General features: G+C 49.5%; 22 protein-coding genes. 12 read left to right on the top strand and 10 right to left on the bottom strand.

The features are described from left to right. Positions 1–27 precede the first annotated feature (27 nt). The 3 genes from BLT77_RS11255 to BLT77_RS11245 all read left to right on the top strand — a co-directional run bounded on the left by BLT77_RS11255 (position 28) and on the right by BLT77_RS11245 (position 3338). On the top strand, positions 28–1233 hold the full coding sequence (locus BLT77_RS11255) for a hypothetical protein (protein ID WP_090365363.1): 1206 nt from the start codon (positions 28–30) through the stop codon (positions 1231–1233). A 276-nt stretch (positions 1234–1509) separates the two neighbouring features. Continuing rightward, on the top strand, positions 1510–2154 hold the full coding sequence (locus BLT77_RS11250) for a recombinase family protein (protein WP_090365362.1): 645 nt from the start codon (positions 1510–1512) through the stop codon (positions 2152–2154). Then, entirely contained in the window at positions 2151–3338 is a 1188-nt protein-coding gene (locus BLT77_RS11245) for a multidrug effflux MFS transporter (protein ID WP_090365361.1), read from the top strand. The genes BLT77_RS11250 and BLT77_RS11245 overlap by 4 nt, the downstream gene beginning before the upstream one ends. A gap of 101 nt (positions 3339–3439) precedes the next feature. Here BLT77_RS11245 and gloA read toward each other — a convergent pair whose 3' ends face one another. After that, a complete protein-coding gene (gene gloA, locus BLT77_RS11240; protein WP_090365360.1) occupies positions 3440–3835 on the bottom strand; it encodes a lactoylglutathione lyase in 396 nt (131 codons plus the stop codon). Positions 3836–3927: 92 nt separating this feature from the next. Further along, positions 3928–4413, bottom strand: coding sequence for a VOC family protein (locus BLT77_RS11235; protein WP_028111076.1), 486 nt, complete (start codon positions 4411–4413; stop codon positions 3928–3930). A 1527-nt stretch (positions 4414–5940) separates the two neighbouring features. On the opposite strand from BLT77_RS11235, the gene BLT77_RS11230 reads away from it, so the two are divergent. From BLT77_RS11230 to BLT77_RS11215, 4 genes are all read left to right on the top strand, one after another. After that, a complete protein-coding gene (locus tag BLT77_RS11230; RefSeq protein WP_090365359.1) occupies positions 5941–6357 on the top strand; it encodes a cytochrome c3 family protein in 417 nt (138 codons plus the stop codon). Positions 6358–6395: 38 nt separating this feature from the next. After that, on the top strand, positions 6396–7604 hold the full coding sequence (locus tag BLT77_RS11225) for an NADH:flavin oxidoreductase (protein WP_176819291.1): 1209 nt from the start codon (positions 6396–6398) through the stop codon (positions 7602–7604). 74 nt (positions 7605–7678) lie between these two features. Beyond that, the gene (locus tag BLT77_RS11220) at positions 7679–8779 is read left to right on the top strand and encodes a hypothetical protein (protein WP_090365357.1); all 1101 of its coding nucleotides are present in this window, start codon (positions 7679–7681) and stop codon (positions 8777–8779) included. An 88-nt stretch (positions 8780–8867) separates the two neighbouring features. Continuing rightward, positions 8868–9767, top strand: coding sequence for a LysR family transcriptional regulator (locus tag BLT77_RS11215; RefSeq protein ID WP_176819290.1), 900 nt, complete (start codon positions 8868–8870; stop codon positions 9765–9767). Between the two features lie 28 nt (positions 9768–9795). Here BLT77_RS11215 and BLT77_RS11210 read toward each other — a convergent pair whose 3' ends face one another. Continuing rightward, positions 9796–10455 (bottom strand): TetR/AcrR family transcriptional regulator, encoded by a 660-nt coding sequence (locus BLT77_RS11210; protein ID WP_090365355.1) that lies wholly within the window; start codon positions 10453–10455, stop codon positions 9796–9798. A 349-nt stretch (positions 10456–10804) separates the two neighbouring features. Here BLT77_RS11210 and BLT77_RS11205 point away from each other — a divergent pair, with 349 nt between their 5' ends. The 4 genes from BLT77_RS11205 (at position 10805) to BLT77_RS11190 (ending at position 14737) form a co-directional block, all read left to right on the top strand. Beyond that, positions 10805–12595 carry an aryl-sulfate sulfotransferase gene (locus BLT77_RS11205; protein WP_245709929.1) on the top strand — a complete coding sequence of 597 codons (1791 nt, stop codon included), beginning with the start codon at positions 10805–10807 and terminating at the stop codon, positions 12593–12595. A 45-nt stretch (positions 12596–12640) separates the two neighbouring features. After that, the gene (locus tag BLT77_RS11200) at positions 12641–13420 is read left to right on the top strand and encodes a hypothetical protein (RefSeq protein WP_090365353.1); all 780 of its coding nucleotides are present in this window, start codon (positions 12641–12643) and stop codon (positions 13418–13420) included. A gap of 90 nt (positions 13421–13510) precedes the next feature. Continuing rightward, entirely contained in the window at positions 13511–14113 is a 603-nt protein-coding gene (locus BLT77_RS11195; protein ID WP_090365352.1) for a DsbA family protein, read from the top strand. Positions 14114–14122: 9 nt separating this feature from the next. Further along, a complete protein-coding gene (locus BLT77_RS11190) occupies positions 14123–14737 on the top strand; it encodes a disulfide bond formation protein B (RefSeq protein ID WP_090365351.1) in 615 nt (204 codons plus the stop codon). A gap of 370 nt (positions 14738–15107) precedes the next feature. On the opposite strand, the gene BLT77_RS11185 is transcribed toward BLT77_RS11190, so the two are convergent. The 5 genes from BLT77_RS11185 to BLT77_RS11165 form a co-directional block, all read right to left on the bottom strand. Beyond that, positions 15108–15344, bottom strand: a complete 237-nt coding sequence (locus BLT77_RS11185) for an SHOCT domain-containing protein (protein ID WP_090365350.1) — start codon at positions 15342–15344, stop codon at positions 15108–15110. A gap of 307 nt (positions 15345–15651) precedes the next feature. Beyond that, positions 15652–17211: an Ig-like domain-containing protein gene (locus BLT77_RS11180; RefSeq protein WP_090365349.1), complete on the bottom strand. Its 1560-nt coding sequence runs from the start codon at positions 17209–17211 to the stop codon at positions 15652–15654. A 720-nt stretch (positions 17212–17931) separates the two neighbouring features. Beyond that, positions 17932–18393 carry a hypothetical protein gene (locus BLT77_RS11175; protein WP_090365348.1) on the bottom strand — a complete coding sequence of 154 codons (462 nt, stop codon included), beginning with the start codon at positions 18391–18393 and terminating at the stop codon, positions 17932–17934. 66 nt (positions 18394–18459) lie between these two features. Beyond that, on the bottom strand, positions 18460–19281 hold the full coding sequence (locus BLT77_RS11170; protein WP_090365347.1) for a TIR domain-containing protein: 822 nt from the start codon (positions 19279–19281) through the stop codon (positions 18460–18462). A gap of 54 nt (positions 19282–19335) precedes the next feature. Then, positions 19336–20652, bottom strand: a complete 1317-nt coding sequence (locus BLT77_RS11165) for an FRG domain-containing protein (protein WP_090365346.1) — start codon at positions 20650–20652, stop codon at positions 19336–19338. 1117 nt (positions 20653–21769) lie between these two features. Between BLT77_RS11165 and BLT77_RS11160 the strand changes: the two genes are divergently transcribed. After that, on the top strand, positions 21770–23716 hold the full coding sequence (locus tag BLT77_RS11160; RefSeq protein ID WP_342707542.1) for a methyl-accepting chemotaxis protein: 1947 nt from the start codon (positions 21770–21772) through the stop codon (positions 23714–23716). A gap of 229 nt (positions 23717–23945) precedes the next feature. On the opposite strand, the gene BLT77_RS11155 is transcribed toward BLT77_RS11160, so the two are convergent. Both BLT77_RS11155 and BLT77_RS11150 read right to left on the bottom strand, forming a co-directional pair. Beyond that, positions 23946–24248, bottom strand: coding sequence for a hypothetical protein (locus BLT77_RS11155; protein ID WP_143026618.1), 303 nt, complete (start codon positions 24246–24248; stop codon positions 23946–23948). A 99-nt stretch (positions 24249–24347) separates the two neighbouring features. After that, positions 24348–25811, bottom strand: coding sequence for a hypothetical protein (locus BLT77_RS11150; RefSeq protein WP_245709928.1), 1464 nt, complete (start codon positions 25809–25811; stop codon positions 24348–24350). Positions 25812–25865 lie beyond the last annotated feature (54 nt).

The following is a 25865-nucleotide window of genomic DNA, read 5'->3' as shown; positions in this document are numbered from 1 at the left end:
GACTCAATTCGTTAAGGAAGTACAACGATGAAATCCCCTATCGCCATTGCCCTGGGACTGCTGATATCGGCACCGACCCTGGCCAACGATGCCGAAATTGAAGCGCTGAAAGCGCGCATTGACGCCCTGGAAAAAGAGCAGCAGCAACAGCAGCAGGCCGAAGCGGCGGACGACAACGGCATTACCCTAGGCGGCGCGGTTCGCTTCCAGTACAGCTACGAAGAGTACGATGACGATAATGGCGATCGCGGCGGGGATTTCGACTTTGACACCTTCCGGCTCGATGCCAACGGCAGCATCGGCGATCTGACCCTGTCGGCCCAGTACCGCTGGTACCAATACATGGACGTGCTGCACCACGCCTGGGTGGGCTATGACTTTAGCGACCAGCACAACGGTAAAGTGGGTGTGACCCAGGTACCGTTCGGTATCCTGCCCTACGCCTCGCACAGCTTCTTCTTCAGCTCCAACTTCTACACCGGACTGGAAGACGACTATGACATGGGCCTGAACTACCAGTTTAAGAACCAGAACAACCAGCTGGACATCGCCTTCTACAAAAATGACGAACAGGGCGGCCTCGATGGCTATGTGTCGGATCGCAGTGCCCGTTACTCCTACGACATCGTCGGTGTTCGTCTGGCTGACGAAGGCATCTACGATGCCCCCGGCCTGGAAGCGGGTGAAACCAACACCTTTAACCTCCGTTACGCCCACACCTTCGATCTGAGTGATGTGCAACTGGAGCTGGGCGCCTCAGGTCAATATGGCCAACTGGAGATCGACAACAACATGGACGGCGACCACCAGGCCGCAGCCGTGCACGGCATCATCAATTACAAAGCCTGGAACGTACAGCTGCAGGTCACCGGCTATGAGTATGACGTCGATGGCATGGACGTCGATCAGATGGTGGTCGGTGCCTACGCCTTCTACGACTCGATTCCGGCAGAAGCCCTGAGCTACACCGCCAACGTCTCCTACAACCTTCCAGTCTCTCTGGGCCCCATCAGCAACCTGACGTTCTACAACGACTACACCCTGATGACCGACAAGCCTCAGTCTCTGGATGACACCTTTATGAACGTCACCGGTGTCTCCATCACCGCCGGTGGCCTGTTCACCTATGTGGATTTTGTGGTCGCGGAAAACCAGCCCTTCATCGGTGGCACCCTGGTGGGTGACGGCGGCACCAATCAGCGCCTGAACATCAACTTCGGTTACTACTTCTAAGCCGGAAACGGCCGTGGCCGATGCATCGGCCAGTACGCAAAAAGCCCGATTCCACAACCAGTGGGGTCGGGCTTTTTTAATTCAAATGATAAAAGCTCTCGCTCCTAACTGCCTGGTCGGCGATGTTTTCCCCATCGTTGCTGCTGAAAAATAACGCCCAAACATTCATAGACAAGCCCCCTCCCTGCCCTCACCTGGTTCATTTGGTGTTGATCGAATTAATGAACCCCTGTATATTTATGAGCCATTACAGCTAATGAACCATTCGAAAAGGCCATGACCCACTACCTCTACACCCGGTATTCGCCCAAAAACAGAGCCTATCAAGAGCAGCTAGCAACCATGACGGCGGCATTCCCCGGTGCCGCGCATGTCGAAGACTCGATTCATGGTCAGGTACCACCGTTCGAACGCCCGCAATTCACCCGCTTGTTTGACACCCTGGAGTCCGGCGATACCCTGGTTATCTGGTGGCTGACAGCATTTGGCCGTGATTTCAACCAGGTACTGGCTACCGTCAACCGGTTGTTAGACAAGGGCGTAGCGCTGCAACTGATCTGCGAACCACTTCGGCTCGAGCCGCGCAACGAACAGACCAACACCCTGCTGTTGCTGCTGTCCGGATACGATAAGGTTCAAACCCAGCACCGCCTGTATGCCGCCGAGCAGGGCCGAAATGCCCTCAAAGATCAGCCAGAGTTGTGGAAGAAAAAATTCCGCGGCCGGCCCGCCGACAAAGCCAAACACCAACACATCGCCTCCCTGCTGCTGGATGGCCATACCCTTCAAAGCGTGGCGGAGCAGTGTGATGTCAGCCTATCGACGGTCAAGCGGGTAAAAGCCAGACTAAGTGAAGTCGATGACGAGGGCAGTTTGCGACGCCGGGGCGACATGGCCGCTGCAGATGGTGATGCCTCATGAGCCGCCCTTTACTGTTCAGATCCATTTTGCTGGTGTGCCTGATTGTCAGCATCGGCCAATTCAGCATGGGGCTGGTGTTCCCTTCGCTGCCATGGATTGCCAAGGACTTTGGCATCTCGATGGATCAAGCCCAGCTGCTGATCAGTGTCTATCTGCTCGGGTTTGGGCCCTCCCAGTTTATCTACGGCCCCGTCTCCGATGCCCTGGGTCGAAAAAAGGTTTTGCTCACCGGACTGCTGATCGCCATGATGGGACTCGGACTGATCATCCTTTTCGGCGACGCCTTCTCCGGCATGGTCATCGGCCGCTTCCTGCAGGGGCTGGGCACCGGCTGCTGTGCGGTACTGGCCCGGGCCTCGGTCAGTGACCGCTTCAGCGGCGCCGAGTTGCCGACCGCGATGTCGTACATCGCCATGGTGGCCGCCATTACACCGGTGATCGCCCCGGTGATTGGTGGCTTCATCAACTTCCACTTCGGCTGGAGCATGGTGTTTATCTCGCTACTGGGCTACCTCTCCTTGGCCTGGATCGTCATCGCGCTGCGGTTTCAGGAAACCCTGACCGAGCGGTCGCCGATCCCCTCCCCGGGCAAGATGCTGCGGCAATACCGGGAGCTGCTGGCCTCACGCCACTTTATCAGCTTTGCCAGCATCGGCTGGCTCAACTTCAGCCTGATGATCACCACGGTGTCGACCATGCCGTTTATCATGCAGAACCAGGTGGGCATGACCTCGGACGAATATTCATTGTGGGCACTGATCCCCGCACTGGGAATGATCGCCGGCGCCAGCCTGTGCAACCGGTTCCGGCCCCGCTTCGGGAGTAAGGCGATGCTGCTCTCCACACCGGTCATTCACCTGTGTTCGGCACTGTGGCTGTTCTTTTGTCCGCTGGATCCCTTGTATCTGATGATCGGCCAGCTATTAATGGTGATCGGCAATGCCATCGCCCTGCCCTGCTCGCTGGCCATGGTGATGCAACCCTATCGCCAGCAAGCCGGCGCGGCAGCCGCCATGTCGGGGGGCGGGCAGATGATCGCCTCCTCCATTATCAGCATGGCTTTAGTGTCGCTGGGCTTAAGCCAGGCATGGCACCTGTCGCTGGTGATCGTCATCTTCGCCTTCATCACCCTGGCCAACATTCTGCGCGGCTTCAACACGCCTGAAGCCCAGCTGTCGTATTGATGGACTGCGCCTGCGACGTAAAGAACTCGACTGCTTGGCGATGACACTGAGCAGCTGTTCAAGCCGGGAATCAGCCTAACGTACCGTCCGGAATTAGTTGATCACGACAAATCTTGCTGGATCAATTCAACCTTGTAGCCATCGGGATCGGTCACAAAGGCGATGTGGGTCGAGCCGCCCAGTACCGGACCCGGTTCGCGGGTGATGTTACCGCCTGCAGCACGAATCTTATCGCAGGCCGCGTAGATGTCCTCAACACCTAAGGCGATGTGGCCGAACGCGGTGCCATGGTCGTAATTGGATTGGCCCCAGTTGTAGGTCAGCTCAATAACGGCGTGCCCTTCGCTCTCTTCACCGTAGCCAACGAAGGCAAGGGTGTAGTTATAGTCTTTGTTTTCAACCTGGCGTAGCAGTGTCATGCCCAGTACGTTGGTGTAAAAGGCGATAGCTTTATCCAGATCGCCAACACGCAGCATGGTGTGAAGGAGTTGTGCCATAAGGGCCTCTCTAAGATGGTCAAGGTGGTTGTTTGCCAGTAAAAAGCCAGCATCATTGTGCTGGCTTGGATTCACTCGATGAAGTTGTCGATTTACTCGTACTCAGAGGAGTAAGTTTCGGCGTAGGAGTGGGAATACAGCTCGAACAGGTTGCCGAACGGGTCTTCCAGGTACACCATCTTCGCCGGCTTGCTGTCGTCTTCCGGGTGGTAGCGCATAATGTCCATGCGTTGCTTACCGCCATACTGGATAGTTTTTTCGATTACGCCTTCAAAATCAGTAGTTTCCAGGCAGAAGTGGAAGATGCCGATGCGGGAGAAGTCGACTTCGTGACGCTCCTGGCGATCCTTCATCTCAAACAACTCGACGCCGATGCCATCAGTGGTCAGCAGGTGGGCGATGTTGAAGCCTTTAAAGCCTTCGCCGAATACCTGGATACACATGCGACCGATGGCGGTCTCGCGCTCTTCCAGCACTTCGCTCTTGCCCATGACCATCTTCAGGCCCAGTGCTTTGGTGTAAAACTCGATGGCCTTGTCCATGTCGGTGACCATGATGCCTACGTGACTCATTTTCATAATTGGGTGCTCCAGATTCGTTGTGGTGATGCATATCTTGTTTCGATGTGGAGCAGTATAGAGAGAGTTGCAGAAGCAGTTAAATTATCAAATGTGATATTTATGATTATTTATTATTATGATTTTCGGTTTGGATTGTTTTGAATAGCCCCCGGTTCAGTAAACACCGAATGACCGTTTATGGCGCCAGTGAGGTCTACCAGACAGTGGCGGATAAATAGCTGCTTTGATCTATGTCGCCTTACACTGACTGAGCCGGTGCTGCACCGGCAAGGCCGCGTACAGGAGTGCGATTGGATTTCAAGGAGTGATTATGAGTCAATGCTCAAAATGTCAGAGGGAGCTACCCTCTCACTATGGCCGTTGTACCCACTACCACGGCAACGCTAATGCCTATTTGGGCGCATTTGAAAGGCCTGAAGCACGGTAATACCGCCCCAGTGTTACCGTATCGATGAGCCACAAAGTCCGGGCCTCATAATTTCCCCGAATCCGGGCACTGCGGCCAATCGGCTCTGTCTTGAAACGCTGGCTAAAGTGGAGGGGCACCAAGGAGAGCGAGGATGTGATTCACGCCCCGCACTTTATCAAATCAGACACCGGCCAAGCCCGGTGTCTTGGTTTGGCTTTAGAGTACGATTTATCGGTGAATCCGCTCGACTCACGAAGCTTTGTCGTCGTCGTTGTCTGGGTGCCCCCTTGGCAGGATGGCGCCGGTCTCGGCCAGGGCTGACGGGTCTTGCCATCGTCACCACAGTGGTGCGGGCTTTATGGGGGTTCCGGCAGGTCAATCCCGAACCGACGTAACCGTTCGTATGTGGATCTTCACCTGTAAAAATGGAGGCCTAACCACTCTCTCGTAGCCGCTGCAGTCGTTACAAAGACACCCATCTTATGGTCTTTATAGATCAATGCCTTATCGGCAGTGATAACATGGGCCTCTTGTTAATGATCCAGTTCGCATAATGCTTAACAGGCTCCGTGCACACTGTTACCCGTAAAGGGGGATCAAAAAACCCCAAATCCTGAGGCATCAGCCCCCGGAAAACATCTACTCTTAGTTCAGAACAAATGAATGAAATCGGAGCAATTAGGCTAAATGAAAGCCAAATTAGCAATGCTGCTCACTTTTCACTAGCTTATCTATCCCCATTCCATCTGCCTTTAGAAATCTGAAGCTTGATCTAGTGCACATGAATCAAGAAAAATATTCCAATTAATAATTACGGAATCTGCGATAAATATCGTCCCATAAAATTTGTTTTTAATCTCAACTAAACCCACGAAGATCACACATTTGCGGCGCCGGGTGAAAAGCCCTTTCCTGCCATCTCCGCTTTACATGAATCGAAACACACTCCCCGCCATCAATCAATCACGCCCCTCAATTGTCAATAGCTGATTGTGAGTATTTTGTGAATTTCAATTGAGTGTCTGTACGCAAAACTGCTTTGCCCCAGCTGCGTTGTTACATCAACACAACAGTGATGAAATCTATCGGACATCCACCATCAATATGGAAACAATATGAAAATCAAGCTATCAATAATTGGTTTGGTCCTTACTTTTACATCTATAGGGGCCGGCGCTATGGGGGAAGACATTAAGAAGGAGAGCCCAGATGTCATCTTGCCTATGCACCAACTCTCTCGGCACGTTGCCTTTGATCACTTGGCGCACAAGCAGGTTGAGTGTGCCCAGTGCCATCACAAAGTAAAATCCAATGTTGAGAGTTTTACGCCCTATAAATGCTCCAGCTGTCACTCGACTAAAAAAGAAGACAAGTCAGAAAGCAACTCTTATTACTCAATTGTCCACGGAAAAAACAAGCTCAAAAATGATGCCGCCGTACGTTGTATTTCATGCCATAACGATAGCCAAAAGAAATATAACAAATCAGATAAAAACCTGACTGGTTGCGCTAATTCCAGCTGTCACAAATAACTTCGCCCGAGGTAAATATGTCTATTAATCGACGAACAATGATGAAATTTATGGGTGCGGCAGTAGCAACTGCACCAGCTGCCATCTCCCTAAATGCCAACGCCAAAATCAAAGCCAACCGCGGACTTTTCGAACAAGCTCACCTGGGCACCCTGACACTGAAAAACCGCATTATTCGATCTGCAACCTCACAATACAGAGCGACTGTAGATGGCGATCCTACAGAGGATTTAATGCGGGTTCATCGCGAACTGGCTGAAGGCGGCGTCGGCTTAATCATCACCGGTCTGACCTACATCCTGCCTGAAGATCAATATGGTAATGGCGGTACGGGACTCTACGACGATAGCCAGATCAACCTGTACAAAAAGGTGGTCAAGAACGCCCATGAACATGGATCAAAAATCGCCGTACAGCTTGCCATGGTTGGTCCACAAAGCAACTACAGAGTCGACCGCCGCAAGGTATATGGTGCCTCCAAGGTTCCCCACCCTATCTACGGCACCATTCCCAATCAGGTGATGACCAAAAAAGACATCGCGTTTGCGGTTGAGTCCTTTGCTAAAGCCGCAGTTAGAGCAAAACAAGCTGGCTTTGATGCCATCGAACTGCACTTTGCCCATAACTATCTGGTGAGCCAGTTCCTGTTCCCTTACTACAACGACCGTAAGGACGAATATGGCGGTCCAATCGAGAACCGCGCCCGCTTTGCTTTCGAGGTTCTCGAAGCCGTTCGACAAGCAGTAGGCCCCGAGTTCCCCATCATCGCCAAGGTGCATGGACGCGACTACCTTGGCAGCCTTGCCGGTGGCAACACCCAGGAAGAGAACCTGTTTGTCGCTAAAGGCCTGGCCAAGAGAGGCATTACCGCCCTGGACATCAGCGGTGGCAACAAGGTTCGTGGTATGGGTGAATTTCACCCCGACATCCAACAAGAAAAAGATCAATCCTACTTCGCCGATGATGCCAAGTTCATCAGTGACCATGTCGATGTGCCCCTTATCGTCACCGGTGGTAACCGTTCCCCCAAACTCCTGGAGGAAGTTCTTTCAAATGCCAAGAATATTCAAGCATTTGGTTTTGGTCGCACCATGCTGTCTGAACCAGACCTGGCTAATAAGTGGGTGAACGACCCTACATACCGGCCCCGTTGCCTCGCATGCAACTGGTGCATTGCAAATTATGGCACCCAAAAATCTCAATGCATCCTTAATGCATCCAGAGCTTACATTGCTCCTGGACACTAATTCAAAACAACGCTTGTAATGTCGCCGCACATAATTCAATAGAGTGTGCGGCTGAATAAATAAATGGAAAACCAATGAACAAATATAAGACTATAGCACTCATTGTTGCTTCTACGCTTTTCACTACAAATTCTCTAGCGGCTGATAACTACGAATTCGGAGGAATGACTCGGGTTAATTATTCCTACGTGGACTACATTGAAGCATCCAAAGACAAACTGGGTGATTTTAAATTCGAAGTGGCCGCCATCTCATTTAATGGAGAGCGTGACGATATTGGGCTATCGATGGAATATCGATTCCGAGACGACTTCGATGCGATAAAACATGGCTACGCCTATTACAAGCTAAATGATGACACTACATTGAAAGCGGGTGTAACCAAGGTGCCATTTGGTAATATTGGTTTTATTTCAAATAGCTTTTGGCTAAGCCTGCAATATTACGTCGGCTTTGAAGACGATTATGATACCGGCTTTGCGCTGGAGTACAAAGGTGACGGCTATCAAACCGACCTGGCCTTTTTCAAAGGTGCCGAAAACTCCGCTTCTAGTACCAAGCGTTTTGCAGCCGATCAGTACCAAGGGCAGGTAAACGGTACCGATTACAATTATGAGGAAACCAACCAAATCAACTTGCGCCACTCAATATTCACGGATGTGCTTGGTATTGACTCAACTATCGGCGCCTCACTTGAATATGGACAGATGTACGATGCCTCCAACGGCAGTAAAGAGAATCGTTATGCCTACGCAGTACATTATGAAGGCGCCATCGATAACTGGAAGGTTCAAGCCCAGTACCTCAAGTATGATTTCGATGTAGCTACTGAATACCAAAACAAAGTAGCGCTTAGCTTGGTCGGCGCAAGCTACGAGATCGCTTCTGAAGCCAGTGCTTTCACTTTCAACCTGGCACGTAAAGCCGATATGGGCTGGGGAGTAATGACGGTCTATAACGACTTTAGCGCACTGTGCCCTGAATCAGAAGAGTTCGATAACAGCTACCAAAACGTCACAGGCATGAGCGTCGGCAAAGGTCCCGTATTTGCCTGGTTCGATTTCATCGTCGGCAAGAACATGCTGTGGTCCTCTCGCAGCAACCACGTCGGGCTTTCGGACCAATTTGATAAGTGGGATAAGCGAGTTAACATTAATTTGGGCTATTATTTCTAATAATTAGCAGGCCAACCATAATGGTTGGCCTATTTTATCAATTAATGCTATAAATAATGTTATAAAACTGATGCTGAAAGGTTTAATTGTGAGAGAACGCATTACTTTAGATGAACTTAAAAGTTTCGTGGCCGTTTATGAGGCAGGCTCAATAAGTCGAGCTTCGGATGAACTGGGTGTAATGCCTTCCACTATTAGTCGCAGTTTAACCAGACTAGAATCCAAGCTTAACACCAGCTTGATTTTAAGAAATACTCGAAACTTGGAATTTACTCATGAAGGCTTAAAGTTAATTGAATACGCCAGAAGCATTAGCGCAACAATAGATGATATTGAATGTGTATTCAGGTCTGTTAGTAGTGAACCCAGCGGAACCTTAAGAATCAATGGTGCTTCGCCCGTTCTCGTTCACCTAGTAAGCCCGATCGTGAAAATTTACTCCCAGAAATACCCAAAAGTAAAAGTACACCTTCAAAATAATGAAGAAGTTGTTGATATTATCGAAAAGAAATCTGACATCGCTATTCGCGTTGGCGAAATAAACGACACAAATTACGGAGTTTCACCAATTGGAGTGAGTAAGCGTAGACTGCTAGCTAGCCCCTCCTATCTAAAAGAGTATGGATTCCCACAAAAACCTGAGGACTTTAAAAATCATATACTTCTTGGTTTAGATGGACCTTCCGTTCTTAATACCTGGCCTATTTTGGATAACAGCGGCAATCCAACAAAGATTTCACCAAATATTATTGCCTCTAGTGGTGAAGTATTAAGAAAACTAGCTTTAGAAGGTGCAGGGATTGCATGTATTACTGACTTTATGACTAATTCAGATAGAAACTTAGGGAAGTTGGTTGAGGTAATGAAAGAAGATATCATTTATGAAATGCGCGAACTCAATGCAATTTATCACTCGACAGGTATTATGCCGCCAAAAGTTTCCGCCTTCATCAACCTTTTACAAAAGGAATCATCTCATTTGCTATAATTTGCATATGAATAACAAGTTCGTGTAGTCAGTCAGCCCATTCAGGAAGGCTATTAATGAAGGCCTCAACCCAGACGGACACTTTATCTTGATCAATCTGTTCTGAATGAGTTACAAACAGTCCCTTCACTTCGTGAGAGATGATATTGATGATGTCTTTAGCTTGGTGCTTTCGGCAGGGATTGAGAATGTTTGCCATAGTCAGAAGCAATCCACGCTCCAAAGCATTGAGCTTTACCTTTGCCAGCTCAAGAAAATCTGGTGAATGCTCTATTCCATGCCTTACCATCACTCGTTCAATAAAGTCAAAATGGAGTTTAAACGCGACTTTCATCTCCTCCTTTTTATCTTCATCCAGGCCTACCCAAAACGGCATGTTGTGTAAAAGAAAGTGGACCCCAATATCACCCCTATTAATCAAAGGCTTAATAACACACAGCGAATAGTATGCAACTATTTTCTCTTTGGCATTAAAATGCTCACAGTTGTTCACGGATACGCCTGTGTTATATAGTCCTGAAAATAGTTCTATCAAAACCGAGCCAACGATACCCTCTCTATTTTTAAATTCTGAATAAAGAAAGTTTTTAGAAATACCAAGCTTTTTAGAGAGCGCCAGCACTGAGATACTACCAGGCCCACACTTTGATATTTCAAGCTTAGCCTCCCTTATAATGCTCGCTCTCATATCACCTCTCCATTAAATTTATTCTCACTGAGATTATTACACTACTTCGCTCTTACAGACAAGATTTTTATAAACATCAAAAGTTTCGTGACAGCGATCGCAAAAACGATAGAACACCGAAAACAGTTTTCCAACAATCATCGATCAACACCCGATTAACGATTGATTTTGATACCCCGATCAACACAACAAAGACACGTTTCCCATCTTTATTATCACCGTTATCAGTTTTGTTTTCTATTAAGCGATATCGTATTTACAGGTCACCAATGCCGTAATAACAAGTTGAGGATTGTTGACCTAAAAGCAGCATAATTAGTAATCATAACTGGTTCATAATTACGGAAAGATGATGATGAATAAAATATCTAAAGTCGCATTAGTTACCGCCCTGTGCCTGGGATCCTTTGGTGCAGTCGCCGCTGGCTTCAAACCGGCTCCCCCCGCTGGCAACTTAGGCGCTGTTCTGGTCGATCCCTACGGAACCTCGCCGCTAACCGCGCTCATCGACCTTAACAGTAAACATCCCAAAGATGTCGTGGTTACCGTCCATGGAAAAGGAAAAAAGGGAGTAGAAATCAGTTATCCAGTCGGCCAACAAACCATCAACACCCACGACGGAATCCCGTTGTTCGGTCTTTACGCTAATCACACAAACAACGTTACCGTGAAGTACACGCTTGATGGCAAAAAAATCACAGAAGATTATAAAGTCCTGACTGGAACCATCACCAATAAATACGTCGACAACCGCAACATCTCGTTAATGCAACAGATCAAGGTTAAGACCGTCGCCAAAGGCTTCGAGGATCGCCTCTACCTGGTTAACTCCAGTACCTACAATCACCAGGGTTCCGACCTTCACTGGTCAGGCCAAAAAACCAAAGATGCCGGCATCTTTGAGTCGTCACCCGCTTTAGGCTCATTGCCATTCGAGATGCCGCCCATCAACTACATCGTCGATACTCAGGGCCAGATCCGCTGGTGGCTCGATCAGGATGCCACCTATGATGCCACCGACATTGATATCAATAAACGCGGCTACTTTATGGGTATTCATGATACCGGTAATGGCGATCTGACCTTCGTCTCTGGCCAGCGTTACGGCACGTTCAACCTGCTCGGCCAAATTGACACCAAACGCCTTCCCCGAGGCTACCAGGACGCCTCCCACGAGCACAACATCATGCCCAACGGCCACTCATTGGTTCGAGCGGCAAAAAGCAACTATATCAACGACCGTGGTGACATCGTTCATACCGTTCGCGACCATATCCTGGAGTTGGACAAAGATGGCAACCTCGTCGATGTATGGAATCTGGCAGAGATCATGGATCCCTATCGTGATGCGCTGCTGGAAGCGCTGGATATGGGGGCCGTTTGTCTGAACGTCGATATGGACCACATGGGGGAAAAAGCCGGAGAGTTGGCAATAGACGCCCCATACGGCGACATACCGGGTATTGGTGCCGGCCGAAACTGGGCGCACATCAACTCAATCGACTACGACCCCAAGGATGACTCCATCATCCTCTCTTTCCGCCATCAGGGCGTCGCCAAGGTTACCCGCGATAAGAAAGTAAAATGGATCCTGGCCCCCAAAGCGGGCTGGAAAGGCGAGCTTGCCACCAAGGTGTTACAACCTGTAGACGCCAAGGGGCGCAAGATTAGCTGCAATGAAAAAGGCGTTTGTGACGGCGAGTTCGATTTCACCTATACCCAGCATACCGCCTGGCTAAATGACGACAAAGATCGCCTCACCGTGCTGGATAACGGTGACGGTCGCGGCTACGACCAGCCGGCCCTACAGGAGATGAAGTACAGCCGCTTCGTGGAGTACAAGATCGACGAAGAGAAGATGACCGTTCAACAGACCTGGGAGTATGGCAAACAACGCGGCTTCGATTGGTACTCCCCCATCACCTCAAACGTCGAGTATATGGCAGACCGCAATACCATGTTTGGCTTCGGGGGCTCTGTTCACCTGACCAAACCCGGCGTTCCCACTATCGGCAAGATCAATGAGATCGACTACGACACCAAAGAGGTCAAAGTGGAGATCGATGTGCTGTCTGAAAAGAACAACACTCCCCACTACCGGGCCGTTTTGATCAATCCAGCCAGCCAGTTCGGTAAATAACATCAAAAACGGGGTACTAAGGTACCCCTCTATGGGGAATATGTGATGAAAACGCTATCCAGACTCACCCTGGCTTGCGCACTGCTAGGCCTTTGCGGGCCTGCCGCAGCCGGGAAAACGGTTGTCTCTATCGGATACCTGCTCCACGAAAGCCAGTCGCTGGACGATAACCTCAACCAGTTTGACCGTACTACCGTCTCTCTGGCCAACATCAATGCCGGAGACTGGGGAAGAGTAGTCACGGTAGGTATCGTCGATAACCTCGAAAAATCCGCCAGCTACAGCGGACCAGCCAATAACGGAGAAGATTGGTCCACCTACAAACTGGCATTTACCGGTGATTTTAAAACCGGTATCAAAGGCTTGAACACGATGTTCAAAAATGTCTCCTATTACAATGTTAATGGCTATGAGAATAATCTCGCCCTTGGCTTGTCGTATGATATTAAAGCCTTGGGCGCCAGTTGGTACTTTAGCGGCGGTTATATGTATTCTACGGGTTCTAACGCCTGGGGAACCGATTTTCAAGGTGACTGGGGAGGTTACCACGTAGAATTCAGGCTTGATAAGCCGATTACCGACAAAACAACCGTTGGCGTTCAATATATTGGCATGCATGACCGAACTCAGCAACATGCGGATATCATGTATGGTGGAGTATCGGAAACCGATGGTGATAAAAACGGCTACTGTGCTGATATTAGCCTCTCCTATAACTTTTCCAAAAAAATTAAAACCAGCCTGGCATTGCGTCAACTTCATGCCTGGTATGGATACAAGAATACGGCCAACATCTTATATATAGGGGCACAATACGCCTTCTAAAAATAGAACAGCCAAAAGCAAGCACTAATAATCCAATTAACTTTGTTAGATAAATTATCTCTATTTCTTTCTCACTGAGAGGTCATAATCATGAAAAAGACTCTGTCCACATTACTGGCAACTATCGCGTTATCCTTTGGAGTTCATGCTGCCGAAGTCATTCACATCGACGCCCCTGAGCTGGATAGTACCGTCCAAAAGGTATACAGCGTCTATTGCCCCTTCTGCTACAAGTACGAAAAAGCGGTTACCCCTAACATGATCAAGCACCTTCCTACCGGGACGACCTTTCAGGCCATCTGCCTGGAAAGTAAAGGCGAACTGGGTATAGAGGCGTGTCAGGTTTTGGCGGCCACGGCAACCATAGGCGAGAAACAGTACAAAAAGGCAAAACTCGCCATGTACAGTGCCGTGCATGACAAAAAGCTGGCCTCGGTAAAAGGAAAGACCGCGGTTGAGGGCACTCTGCGTGATATCGGCCTGAAGGCTGCTGGCATCTCCAGAGAAGCGTTTGAAACCGCTCTGAATACTCCCCAGGCTCAAGAGAAGCTGGCCTACGACCGTACCATTGCCAAAACGATTGCGCTGGAGAGAGGTATTCCAGCCATTGTCATCAATGGCAACAAACTGGTGAACACCGCCACGGTGGGCTCATTAAAGGATCTTGACGACACCATCGCCGCCAATCTGTAAGGAGATAAGATGAACCAGATTATTCAATTTTTCCGGGATCTGTTTACCAACCCGGCGGAACTTCAGGACACCCGACTGCCCTGGTGGGTAATGACCGGTATCGCCTTTTCAGCCCTGCTGTGCGCCAGCCTCTACTTCCAGTGGTGGCTCGAAGGCGAGCCCTGCGAACAATGCGTCTACATTCGGGAAGCCCAGTTCTTCATCCTGATCGCCGGCGCCCTGATTCTAATAAACCCAAAGCAGGTTGGCCTGAAACTGGCCGGGCTAACCGGCGCCTGGGTCGGGGTAATCTACGGAATGGTGTGCTCTGTAAAGCTGGCCGGAATCGAAAAAGCGATGCATAAGCTTAACGAAAGCGGGGATCTGTTCGCCAGCGGTGCCGGAGCCAATGCCTGCTCGCTGGAACCCAAGTTCCTGACCGGCCTGCCGCTGGATCAGTGGTGGCCAACAGAGTTCAAGCCAGGCGGAATCTGCGGCGAATTTGAGTGGAGCCTGCTCGGCTTTGGCATGGCCGATTACTGCATCGTGATCTTTGCGGCCTTCGGCTTGTGCCTCGCTCCGCTAACCTATGGGTTTATCAAGAGCATCGTTAAAGGAAAAACCGAATCCGCAGCCACCTCCTAACCAGCCTTCGGGTTACGCTAAAAAGGGCCCGTCCGCATCGGCGGGCCTTCTATTTCAGTTTGGCTTTAGAGTACGATTTATCGGTGAATCCGCTCGACTCACGAAGCTTTGTCGTCGTCGTTGTGTGGGTGCCCCCTTGGCAGGATGGCACCGGTCTCGGCCAGGGCTGACGGGCCTTGCCGTCGTCACCGCACACATACCGATTGCTGGGACAAGCCTTCCCTGAGCGGCACGGATTGCTAACCACAACCCGCCCCAAAAGCGATGACGCTTTTTCCGTTACCGGAGAGAGCAGCTTGTCGCTGTTGTATGATTAAAGCCAAGCGCAAGTTGTCGTTCAACTAGAGAAGAAAGTGATCAGAATGGCCTGCTACCGCTGAATATCCCGTTTCATCTGCTCGAACTCATCCAGGGTGAGTTCGCCTTTGGCATAACGCACTTTGAGAATATCCAATGCAGATTGAGCAACCGCTGAATCCGGGGCAGTTCCACCACTACGATTGCGGCCTAAATGGCTGATGACAAGGTAAGCCACTCCCACAAACAGCAGCAGACAAAAAAAAGGGAAAAACCACATACCGCCAAACCAAAAGTGCTCGTGTGCCATAGCTAAACTCCTTGCTATCATGTCCATTTTTGTTAACTGAGAGAATGACTTAAATTACATTGGGATACCAAAATCCAAGTTATTCAAACATCATAATATTTAGCTGTCTGTGACCCCGCCCACGTTCCAACCGTACGCTTCCCCGATGTTCGGGCAAACGGAAGTCAGAATGGCGCCTGCCAACTGACAAAACTCCTTAAGCAGCGCGGCTGCCAAGCAAAGCCAAGGGTCGATTGACTCCCAACTCCTCCAGATAAAAAAAGACACCGGGCAAGCCCGGTGTCTTTGTACGATTTAACGATACAACTTACTGGTGAACCTTGCCGATTCTGGTTGCACGATCGTCATAGTCTTCTGCGTGACACCCTCCACAGGACTGTACCGGTCTCAGCCAGGGCTGGCGGTACTGACCGTCCTTGCCGTATTGATACGGGTCCTCTGACGCATGGGACAGATCAATCTTGAACAGGTGGGAGTTCTTCGGCATGTGGCAATCGGTACACTCTGCCATTACGCCATGCATGGCACCAACACCATCGGTAAACTCTACGCTCGGGTGGCAATCCTTACATTCGGTTGTCAGCGCTTCGCTGTGACCCGGCTTATCCTGGAAGTTGGTGGACAGGTGAGGGTTGTGACAGTGGGTACACTGGAACATCCGCTTGGCACCCGTGGCGACACCGGTATCCGGGTCATAGCCCAGCAGCGCGTCCCCTGCATTACGACCTTCTTCGAAGTAGTCTTTAACGAAGCCACCGATGGTGTCGCCGCCAAACTTCTCGTCATAGCTGGTCATATAACCGTCTTTATACCAACGCTCGCCGGCTTTGGTGTGGCACTCGCCACAGGCAATCGCATCACCATAGGCTTGGTTCATTGCCGTCAGATCGGCACGAAGGCGACCTTTGGCAACGCGGGTGATGTTGTCTTTGCTGGGGCTCTTGGCGTGATCACCGCCGGCACCATGACAGGCTTCACACTGTACGCCAGCCTGGGCAAAGGTGCCCTCCATACCGATCAGGCCATCCTGGCGGTTGTGGTTACGATCATCACCAGGCTCCGAAGTGTAGTCGCGCCAGCCGGTGTTGTGACAGTGGCCACAGTTGTAAGGCATGCCGTCTCCGCCCGCACCCGGGGCGAAAGGAACTACCCGAGTCTCGTCCAGGGTTTCCCCTTTCGGCAGCACATCGAACATCGCCTTGGTGCCGTTGATCATGTAGCCATTCTTATCGACTAGAATCGCCTGGCGTTGGAAGCCTCCCAACAAGTAACTGATGTCGCTCCAGCTCTCCGGTGTACCTGCGCTGTTTTCGACACCTTCATACAGCTCGAAGGCACCATCCAGGGAAGTAAAGGGCAGATCGGGCGCCTGGCCGTTTTCAATCTTGGTGAACTTCCAGTTATGCCCGGTTTCCAAGAAGCTGGCCTTGTCTTTGTGACAGCCCAGACAGGTTTGGGTACCGGCGTACTCCTGCATGCTGGCTTTCACGTCCACATCGGCAACAGCACGGGTCTCACCACCGTTACCGTCGCTGATGACGTATTCAATTTGGGCTGCTCCATAGTCGCTGGATACAAACCACAGCAGGTCATCTTCCACCCGCGCCTCACCGGCACCCACTACTACCTTTGCTTCTGACAGCGTAAGAGTGTCGCCCTCCGGGTCGCTGGCCTCGGCCAGAACGTCGATAGAGGTATCCTCACCGATAACGACAATCGCCGATACCTCGCCCGCTACCGGTGGCAGATTCTGGTCAGGGGGGGTGGGGGTGCTGTCATTGTCGCTGCCACACCCCGTTAAGAGCGCGATCAACGCACTGGCGCACAATGTCAGAGCGCCTCGTTGTTTACAATATTGGTTCATCATCAAATCCTCTGCTATTTCATTGTTTTAGCATTAGAAAAGGTAAACTGAACGCAATGGGAAAAGGAGGTCGATTATGGCCGCAGAATAGTCGATCCCGTACCTCAGGATTAATGTGTGAACTGGATCGTCAATGAAGAAAATTTAGTAAAAATAGCGATAAATGAGAGGTGGCTACGCACACTTGTTTGGCAGAAACAGAAAAACGTGAGCCCCTTTGGGCGTTGCTGAGATCTGCCCTTAATACAATCGATGAATCAATCTGACCTGAATGTTGAATAACAGCACACACCACATTGTAGCCATTCATGGCAGCAGCCTCCCGGAACGGGAAAGCATAGGTCCCGGGTCTGTTCGCTAAACAATAAAATATGCTACACCAACTAAGGCAGCTCCAAACAGAGCCCCTGTTATAAATGCATATATAACCATTTTGCCCCTTTCTTTGACTCTTCCCATCATCATCGTCCGTGTTTGATACTTGCCACCAGCAATGAAATTGAAAGCTTATAGCGGAGCAAAACTGCTATCAAGTTCGCCTTGACCACCAAGGGCAACGTCAGGGACTCCTGTCGCCACATTCCGGCCATTCAGGGACTTGGGGTCTATCGCCCGCTTCATCTGCGCCGAAGCCGGAGTGTTTATGTGTTAATGTTCGAGCGCAGCGAGCAACACAAAAACACGCAGACTTTGGCTTCATGCTGGAAGCGCTTGTTAGACACTTTAACATACTGCCTTGATTAAAGTTCTTGGTTCAGAAACTATTTTATTCTCGGCTTTACCGTGGAAAGTGGCCATGCCGACCATTGTTTTGGCATCGTTCTGAACCGTAAAAACATAGGTTCCGGTATCAAAGCCCACCCCCTTAGCATCCTCAAAAATCAGAGTTGCCTGATGGCCGTTGATAAAGCCGTGATAATGAAATTTTCTTTCTGATTTTTTCCCGTCTCTAGTTTTTGTTCGGGTGCTTGTGCCTTTTACAATACGGCCTTGCTGTGTTAACTCAATTTGACCTACTTTAACATTCTTTCCATTGCGTAATTCGATTATCTCCCATATACCCTCTACTCGAATCCCGTTATACAAAGATCGATCTTTGAAATCTGGCCAAATCCATTTAACTATAATGGCGACAACCACGGTAGCTACGATGCTAGCGAAAACACCCATTAAGAACTCATTCATTTATCTACTTTATCCTCGATAGATAAGGGGTAATATTGCATGATAATATAAGGCGTGTCGCTCTCATTAAAAAACTGAACCGATCGAATAACCACACGCCTTCAACTCTTTAGCAACTTCTTTCTTCCAAGCACCAAAGTCATCGAGCGGTACGTACACTACTCCACTAATGTCATTTGGAGTTTCTATTTGCCCCTTGACTAGAGAACACACATTCTTCCTGCCAAGCTTGGCCATCAAATAGCCATGTTCAAAGACAACATTTTGTCGCGCTCTATCCCTTGCTGGGATCTTCGTTTCATGCGCTCCACGACCTTTATCGCAGGCTGTATATAATACCAAGGCAAAGTCAGCATCATTTGAGTAATGCTCGATTTTTTCGATGATGGTCATTCCTGAACTGGCTTTTTCATGTAAGATGATAGCTTCTAAGCCTAAACTCTCGATAAACCTGCCAACTTCTTGCTTCGCTCCATTATCTCTACCGTGAACTATAAACACTTTTCTCTTGTTTCTAGTTGCTGGCATTTGTTGTAGCACAGGATTACTTTGAGGTGGGGCTGTAAGCATCGGCGCTGCCGGCGATGACTGAATGGGTGAACCTAACTCAAGAGCATCAAGCAACTTAGTAAAATGCTCTGATATGTAGGTTCTGCGCTCAGCGTAAGTTGAAAATTTCGGCTGGATGAATCCCCAAAACGAATCCAAATTTCTATGCTGCCTTACCAATGGTGGTAAATATAGGGCGATAGCGGGATTGCTGAGCAAGTCTTTTCTCAATGCTTCATATTCACTAGAATCAGAAGCCATTCCAGTAGCTCTAGCAGTCAGAATATTTGCTAGATAGCTAACTTTATCAAAATCAGTTTTCAAAAACTCGATACTCAAATCTTAACTTTCCTATATGTTTTAACAATGCCCAATTAGAACCTAACGCATCAATCAGTCGCTATTTTCAGCGGTCGGCTGGATTGAATTGTCAAATTTAAATTTTTCAGCGACATACTTCGCAGAGTTTTCGATATATGGAAACACAGTGCTCTCGTTGATGTTTAGTAGGTCGAGCTCTTCCAATATGGATTCTTTATTCGAAACAGTGATTCTGGACACTTTGATCTCAGGCGTTCCCTCTTCATCAAAGACTGCATCCAAGCCAAATAGAAGGAATGCTCCTGATTGTGATGAAATCCTATCGTTACTCTGTTTTCCCTTGACGCAAATGATTTTTCTCAAGTCGTCAGGAATGATAGCCGCTTCGAAAAAAGGCTTTTCTTCTCTTATGAAATGAAGAAGACGTTTAATTTGTGGCTGCTCGTTAAACTCATCTCCATCAAACATAATCTTGTTTTTTTCTGATTGAGGCAAGCGAGCGAGATTCGCAATGCAGCTGGCCACATCTGAGTCGAAATACTTCACACCTTTTCGCTTCGTTGAGAAGACAATTACTTCCCCCTCTTCATCGGCAGCCGACTTACAGGCGAAGTAGAGAGCAATTAGTGGGTTAGAAGTAATATCAAGTAGCCGTGTAGGCAGCGAGTAATGCTGCATGCGGACTAGACTATCAAGGGTGTAAACATCTGATTGAAAGTCAGCAGAGTTTGAAACTAACAACTCACGGTACAGTATGTGCTCGTTGTCCTTGTATAGGTAATTTCCATCTACATCTTTACGAAATAGAGATGGCTCCAGCTTGTACTTCCTCTTGTTGGAGTGGCCTCGATAAAAAACCTCGTTTCCACTTCTTTCTTTAGTTGATAGAACCTTACCGATAAAGCCCTGTACTGTGGTGATCTTTGGGTTCTTAGACTTTTCGGCCGTCGGCCTTCTCTGCTTTGTTTTTATTGATTCCCGCCCGGCCTCCAAAATCCCCTTATTTCGTAGCCTTTGAAATAAGTCTTCGTCTTTTATTGCCCAGTGGGTTCTGTTCATTTCCCAACTGCGGATATCAAGCAGTGGAGCAATCGGCTTTATTTGATCAAATGGGATTGGTTCAATATCGTGTTGGAATTCAAATTCGATTAAGAGGTTTCTACCACGTTCCTTGATAGATTTGATATAACCGATACGTACATCAGAGTCCTCACCTTCATACGCGAACAAGCTTGGGTAGCTTTTCAGGTTTTCAATGTGGGAGCTACTTAATTCTTTCAGAGCAGAAGCTATATCCTCGTTTGTATATTCGAGAAATCGGCTCTTGTCGAACTCGTAGAAACCATCATCCCAAGCGCCATCTCTCGCTGTTACTAGTAGGTTGTACATGAGGTCCAGACTTCCTTAATAAATTTAACAGATTGTTATGCGGCAATGTGCCGCCTTTCCTACAGCGGGATCTCATCGCCTATCGTGAACGCACATAGGGAGCTAACTGTCGCTAACATCCTCATATTAAAAATGAAATTATATCTTAGTCATTAGTTCAACATTCACGAAAGGCGGGTCTGGCTCGAACAAAGGCGGTACGATGCAATACTGCGTCTCCATACAGTGTGTTTGCTACATTGCCTTCGTTAGTAGATGCAAACCTGTATCATATTGATATTTATGACTTTATATTTTTCTGTGTCAAATTTCAGCCAAGCTTCGCCATCGACGAACAACAGTGCTCACCAATCACACATTCGATAAGCTGCATCTAACTGAATTATTTAGTTTATTACGTTACACGTTCCTGCGGGTGTTTTGTAGGGGGGCAAATCACAGTTACGCAGGATTTCGTCGTTAGCCGATGACCGCTATTGGCGCCAGAGCGGTCTTCCAGACAGTGGAAGATTAAAAACTCCTTTGATCTATGTCGCCTTACGCTGGCTGAGCCGGTGCTACGCTGGTAGACCTGCGCACAGGAGTGCGCTTGAGTTTCAAGGAGTGATTATGAGGCAATGCTCAAAATGTCAGAGGGAGCTCCCCTCTCACCATGGCCGTTGTATCCACTGCCATCCCCCTACCCTCACAGATCGTCTGCTGATGCCGCCAGGTTTGCGTTACCCCGGTCTTCTGGCTATCGGTTGCCTGGGTATTCTGGTGTTGTATTGGTTACCTGGCTAGAGGTTAGGTTCACCGGTGTTGGTGGTCTGCTTCAGCAGAAGCCGGCACACCGGAATGAATGCCAGTTACAAAGACACCCATCTTATGGCCGTTATCGATCAATGCCTTATCGATACGGATAACATGGGTGTCTTATTAAGGCCCCCTCTTGTTAAGGCTCACGCTGAGTAGAGACCATTGAGGTGGAGTTTATTCACTTAATGGTGCCGATAAACCCCACAAGCGTCATGAATCTTCTTTTCTTTTCAAAAAGTCATATGGATTCGTATTAGAGGACGCTGGCTCTAACCGTTAGGATCACCCCCTACTCCTTACCGCAGGACGGAGAAGTCCTGTGAGTACAGGTTTTGCAGTCAGTTTAAGGGGAAAATCGGTGAAGTCCTTAGGGTTCAAGAGTTCAATGATAGCTTCGGTTGTCCTGCTGGTTAGTGCTTGCTTGCTAATAGCCAATTGGCAATCTTATCTCACTATTAAAGAGAACACGATCAACAGCATTGAAGCCCAGTCCAAAGCCATTTTTCGCTATGAGGCCAACAAAATTGCGGCCTGGTTCGAGGGGAAAAGCAACACGATAGCAACACTTGCGGATGAATATGTACCGGGCTCGAACAGCCAAAAATATGTAGAAATCGCGAAGCTTACGAGCAAGGTGAGTGAAATCAACCAAGTTCTGTATGCCACCGAGAGTGGCCGTGCCTACTCCAACATTGTTGGAGGGATTTGGAATAATGGCGTGGCTGACCCACAACACTATGATCCACGAGATCGCCCCTGGTACCAACAAGGGATAGCCAGTGGCGTACTCGATGTTACCGACGTTTATACCGATGCGTTCAGCGGCAAGCCGTTGATATCGGTAATGAAACGCGTTTCCAATGGTGTTGTACTTGGGGATATTGAGCTGGGTATATTGGATGACACCGTTAAAAATGTGAATTTTCCGGGTGCAGTAACCGCCATCATTGATGAAAGCGGCAAGGCGATTGCAACCAACTCAAGCAAGCTCATGCCTGGAACCCGTTTCAGTGACATTGGTATGGAAAATGTGCTTCATGGCATGCATGCCGATGAAGAAAGCTCGGTTCACTATGAGCTTGATGGTGTTGAAAAATTGGCCTTTACCAAAGAGATTCCCCTGGTCAATGGTAAGAAATGGTACCTGTTTATCGGCGTTGATAAATCGGTAGCTTATGCTCCGGTTGACCGGGCACTCACCAACGCCATTGTGTCCTCGCTGATCATGTTGGCTGTTGGCATTGTGGTTGTTCTTGCTGTTCTAAAAGTACTGTATCGCCCGATACATGCGCTTAAAGAAGTGGTTATGGATTTGTCCCAAGGTAACGGAGATTTGACCCGTCGTTTGCCGGTCACCGGCGATGACGACCTTGGGCAGATCTCTCAAGAGATCAACCGGTTCATTGGAAATTTGCAGTCTCTAATGCTTGAAGTGTCCCAGTCATCAAACCACATCTCGAACAGCGTCGTTCAAGTGAAGAAGCAATCTGATGCCAACAATGCGATCTTGATTGACCACAACAAAGAAACGGAACAAATTGTAGCTGCCGTCGAGGAGATGAGTGCCACTGCTCATGATGTGGCTCGCAATGCGGCGGAAGCGTCCCAGTCTACTCATAGCACCAATTCACAAGTCATAGAATCTAGAAATTTAGTAATAGAGGCAACCACATCGGTGTCGCAGTTGGTTGATGATGTTGAAACTACTGCCGAAAATATCACCGGGATTGAGAAGGATACCTTGGAGATTACCAATGTATTGAAAGTGATCGGCGAAATCTCTGATCAGACGAACTTATTGGCGCTCAATGCCGCTATCGAGGCCGCCCGCGCCGGTAAGTATGGCCGAGGGTTTGCCGTGGTTGCTGATGAGGTGAGGGCTCTGGCGGCCCGGACTCAAACCAGTACCGCTGAGATCGAAGCGACATTGACCAAGCTTTACCGTGGTACCAGTTCTACCGTTTCCGCCATGGAGACCGCCAAGTCGACCTGTGAAAAAACCGTAGAACGTACCTCATTGGTGGCTCAGAAGTTAGATACTTTCGTGGACTCCGTGGGTCATATCAACGACTTAAATACCCACATCGCCACGGCGGCAGAAGAGCAAAGCTCGGTTTCCAGCGAAATCAGTCGCAACGTTAACACCATTAGCGGAATCGTGGTTGAGTTGTCCTCGAATAGCCAGGTGACCGCTAACGAGGCAACCAATCTGGCAGCCGCCAACAGTCAGTTGAAGTCCGTGGTGGGCAAATTTAAGTTGCAATAGGTCTGCAGCATCTTGCTTGATGAAGCCTACCGTTTTTGCCGGGACGGCGGTGTGTCGTTACAAACAACTCATTAGCCCTAAGCTCAACGGGTGTGATGACGATGCTCAGAGAGGTGACGCGTTTGTATCCAAATACCCGCACCGCCACGCCTCCCGGATCAGAGTCACGTAGCAGATCGGTTATGGGCGCCCTCTGGTTGGAATGGCGCCCCGCCGCTCTTTTGCACCATCACTCACAGCCTGTGTCGACCGTGGTTATTAGTGGCTCTCCGGAAACTTTCCAGTGATAACTGAAATAACAATTGGTGGCTCTGATCTCGTCGATTGTCGGCTCTGCTTTATCCAGCACACTTTTCGGTGACGCGGCCACTGCGTAACTGCCGCCTTCCACATAAATTCGATGGGACCACTCGTCGGCTTCAATACCGGCAGCTTCAAATATCTCCGGCTCTGAACTGTAACCGGCGGTAAAGCTACTGCCCGTTGCACCGGTGGCCCATGGCTGATAATGACTGCCCTTATTGACGGGCATGATGGTGCGCTTGATCTTTCGGGTCGGTACGACGAAAAACGGATATCCAGCTATGCTCACCCCACAGCGACGCTAAAATGCCCCTCATTGCGGCGCACATCAGGGCGACGAAATCGGCGCCTTTTCCTCGACCGTTTGCTCAGACTGGAGCCTGGAATCGGGCAGAGCCTCAGGCTCGGCGTTAATCGAGGCGATGTCGTCGGGCAGCTTGCTCTCCGAAATATCGATAACCTGGGAGCGATTCATGGTGATCTTATAGCGGGCAAAACTGGGCGCCTTACGATTCTCCTTCAACATCAACACCAGATTGATCTGGTAACGGCGCTCCACCGACTCGCTGCTGACCTTGCCGTCGGACTCTCGATAGATCTTGGCTTTGCCCCGCTCAAGGTAGCGGGCAAACGGGGCCAGGCTGAAGTTGATCTGCTCCTGAATGGTCGAGTAACCGGACAGGAACTCTTTCTGGGCAATCCTGGAGCTGATGCCGTAATGCAGGATCTCGGCGTCGACCTTATTTTGGCTGTGGCGCCGGCTCAGTATGCTTCTTACCTCTTCCGGCAGATCCTTTTTGTTGATGAAATCGGCCCAGATCAACTGACGCCCTATCGCACTCTGGCTGGTGGTATCCCTCAGGGTTCGACTCCATCGGGGGCGCCCTTTTTGAATCTTGCGCCACAGCGCGTTGCGTAGGTCGTCTTTGAAGATCTCACGAAAGGCGTAGATCACCGCCAGGGTCAGCACCAAGGCCAGGGTCAGACCACTCAGCGCGCCCTGCGCCTTGATGATCAAGCTGGAGACAATCACCATAATCACCCCGGTCGCGATGCCCGACGTGAGTTTCTTTAGCCCCACACCCAGGGTTTTCAGCTCCTCTTTGAGCACGACCCCTTGCTGAATCAGCCGCCGCAACAGCAGCATTTTGTTGGAAACCCGGTTCGGATCGCTCTTGGTTTGTTCCGAGTTGTATTTCCTGCCATCCCGATAAGCACTCTCGGCGCGGCAAAGGCCTATCGCCTGCTCAACAACGGCGTTGTATTCGCTGCTTCGCGGCGCATGGGACAACAACTTGAGCAGCCGCTGTTCGCAGAACCAGGACAGGTAGTTGTCGGCAATTTCGAAATAGTGCTTCCATTTCGGCTCACTCGGCTCGTTGCGGCGAAACTTCTTAAGCAACTGGGCGACGATGTCACACAACTCATTCAGCGACTGGTAAAACTGGTCAACGTCTTTGATCTGCGCCAGCTCTTTGCTGTCGGTCTCGATGGCGATGGAGAACTGATACGCAAACAGGTTCAGGTAGAGCCGAAACTCTTCGACCGTACGTTTATTCAGGCTGACAAAACGCCCCTGCACCAACGGCAGGTGCAGTCCAGTTGAATAGTAGGAGCGCCGTCCGACAACTGCACTGTGGCAGTAAGTCCCGGCATCCAGATTTTGCGGGTTGACGCCCATGTCTTTGGGCAACATGAAATAGAGATCGATGCGACGATGGTCGCCATTCTTCATCTGGTGGAGGACTTTAAAAGATTGCGACTCCTCCTGCTTAACCACAATTTTTGACACGGTACCTCAAGGTTTCTGAACAACAACCAACAGCTATCAGTTTATTGTAGCACT

Source organism: Ferrimonas sediminum (genome assembly GCF_900100175.1).
Lineage (GTDB): Bacteria > Pseudomonadota > Gammaproteobacteria > Enterobacterales > Shewanellaceae > Ferrimonas > Ferrimonas sediminum.
Note: the sequence above shows the minus strand (reverse complement) of the source record. Positions and strands in the feature narration are given on the sequence as shown.

Excerpts from the sequence above, each read along its gene's own strand:
- BLT77_RS11230 (WP_090365359.1), top strand. The coding sequence starts at position 5,941 with ATGAAAATCAAGCTATCAATAATTGGTTTGGTCCTTACTTTTACATCT.
- BLT77_RS11175 (WP_090365348.1), bottom strand. The coding sequence starts at position 18,393 with ATGAATGAGTTCTTAATGGGTGTTTTCGCTAGCATCGTAGCTACCGTG.
- BLT77_RS11190 (WP_090365351.1), top strand. The coding sequence starts at position 14,123 with ATGAACCAGATTATTCAATTTTTCCGGGATCTGTTTACCAACCCGGCG.
- BLT77_RS11235 (WP_028111076.1), bottom strand. The coding sequence starts at position 4,413 with ATGAAAATGAGTCACGTAGGCATCATGGTCACCGACATGGACAAGGCC.
- BLT77_RS11210 (WP_090365355.1), bottom strand. The coding sequence starts at position 10,455 with ATGAGAGCGAGCATTATAAGGGAGGCTAAGCTTGAAATATCAAAGTGT.
- BLT77_RS11225 (WP_176819291.1), top strand. The coding sequence starts at position 6,396 with ATGATGAAATTTATGGGTGCGGCAGTAGCAACTGCACCAGCTGCCATC.
- BLT77_RS11205 (WP_245709929.1), top strand. The coding sequence starts at position 10,805 with ATGATGATGAATAAAATATCTAAAGTCGCATTAGTTACCGCCCTGTGC.
- BLT77_RS11250 (WP_090365362.1), top strand. The coding sequence starts at position 1,510 with ATGACCCACTACCTCTACACCCGGTATTCGCCCAAAAACAGAGCCTAT.
- BLT77_RS11195 (WP_090365352.1), top strand. The coding sequence starts at position 13,511 with ATGAAAAAGACTCTGTCCACATTACTGGCAACTATCGCGTTATCCTTT.
- BLT77_RS11180 (WP_090365349.1), bottom strand. The coding sequence starts at position 17,211 with ATGATGAACCAATATTGTAAACAACGAGGCGCTCTGACATTGTGCGCC.
- BLT77_RS11245 (WP_090365361.1), top strand. The coding sequence starts at position 2,151 with ATGAGCCGCCCTTTACTGTTCAGATCCATTTTGCTGGTGTGCCTGATT.
- BLT77_RS11200 (WP_090365353.1), top strand. The coding sequence starts at position 12,641 with ATGAAAACGCTATCCAGACTCACCCTGGCTTGCGCACTGCTAGGCCTT.
- BLT77_RS11220 (WP_090365357.1), top strand. The coding sequence starts at position 7,679 with ATGAACAAATATAAGACTATAGCACTCATTGTTGCTTCTACGCTTTTC.
- BLT77_RS11255 (WP_090365363.1), top strand. The coding sequence starts at position 28 with ATGAAATCCCCTATCGCCATTGCCCTGGGACTGCTGATATCGGCACCG.
- gloA (WP_090365360.1), bottom strand. The coding sequence starts at position 3,835 with ATGGCACAACTCCTTCACACCATGCTGCGTGTTGGCGATCTGGATAAA.
- BLT77_RS11155 (WP_143026618.1), bottom strand. The coding sequence starts at position 24,248 with ATGCCCGTCAATAAGGGCAGTCATTATCAGCCATGGGCCACCGGTGCA.
- BLT77_RS11165 (WP_090365346.1), bottom strand. The coding sequence starts at position 20,652 with ATGTACAACCTACTAGTAACAGCGAGAGATGGCGCTTGGGATGATGGT.
- BLT77_RS11185 (WP_090365350.1), bottom strand. The coding sequence starts at position 15,344 with ATGGCACACGAGCACTTTTGGTTTGGCGGTATGTGGTTTTTCCCTTTT.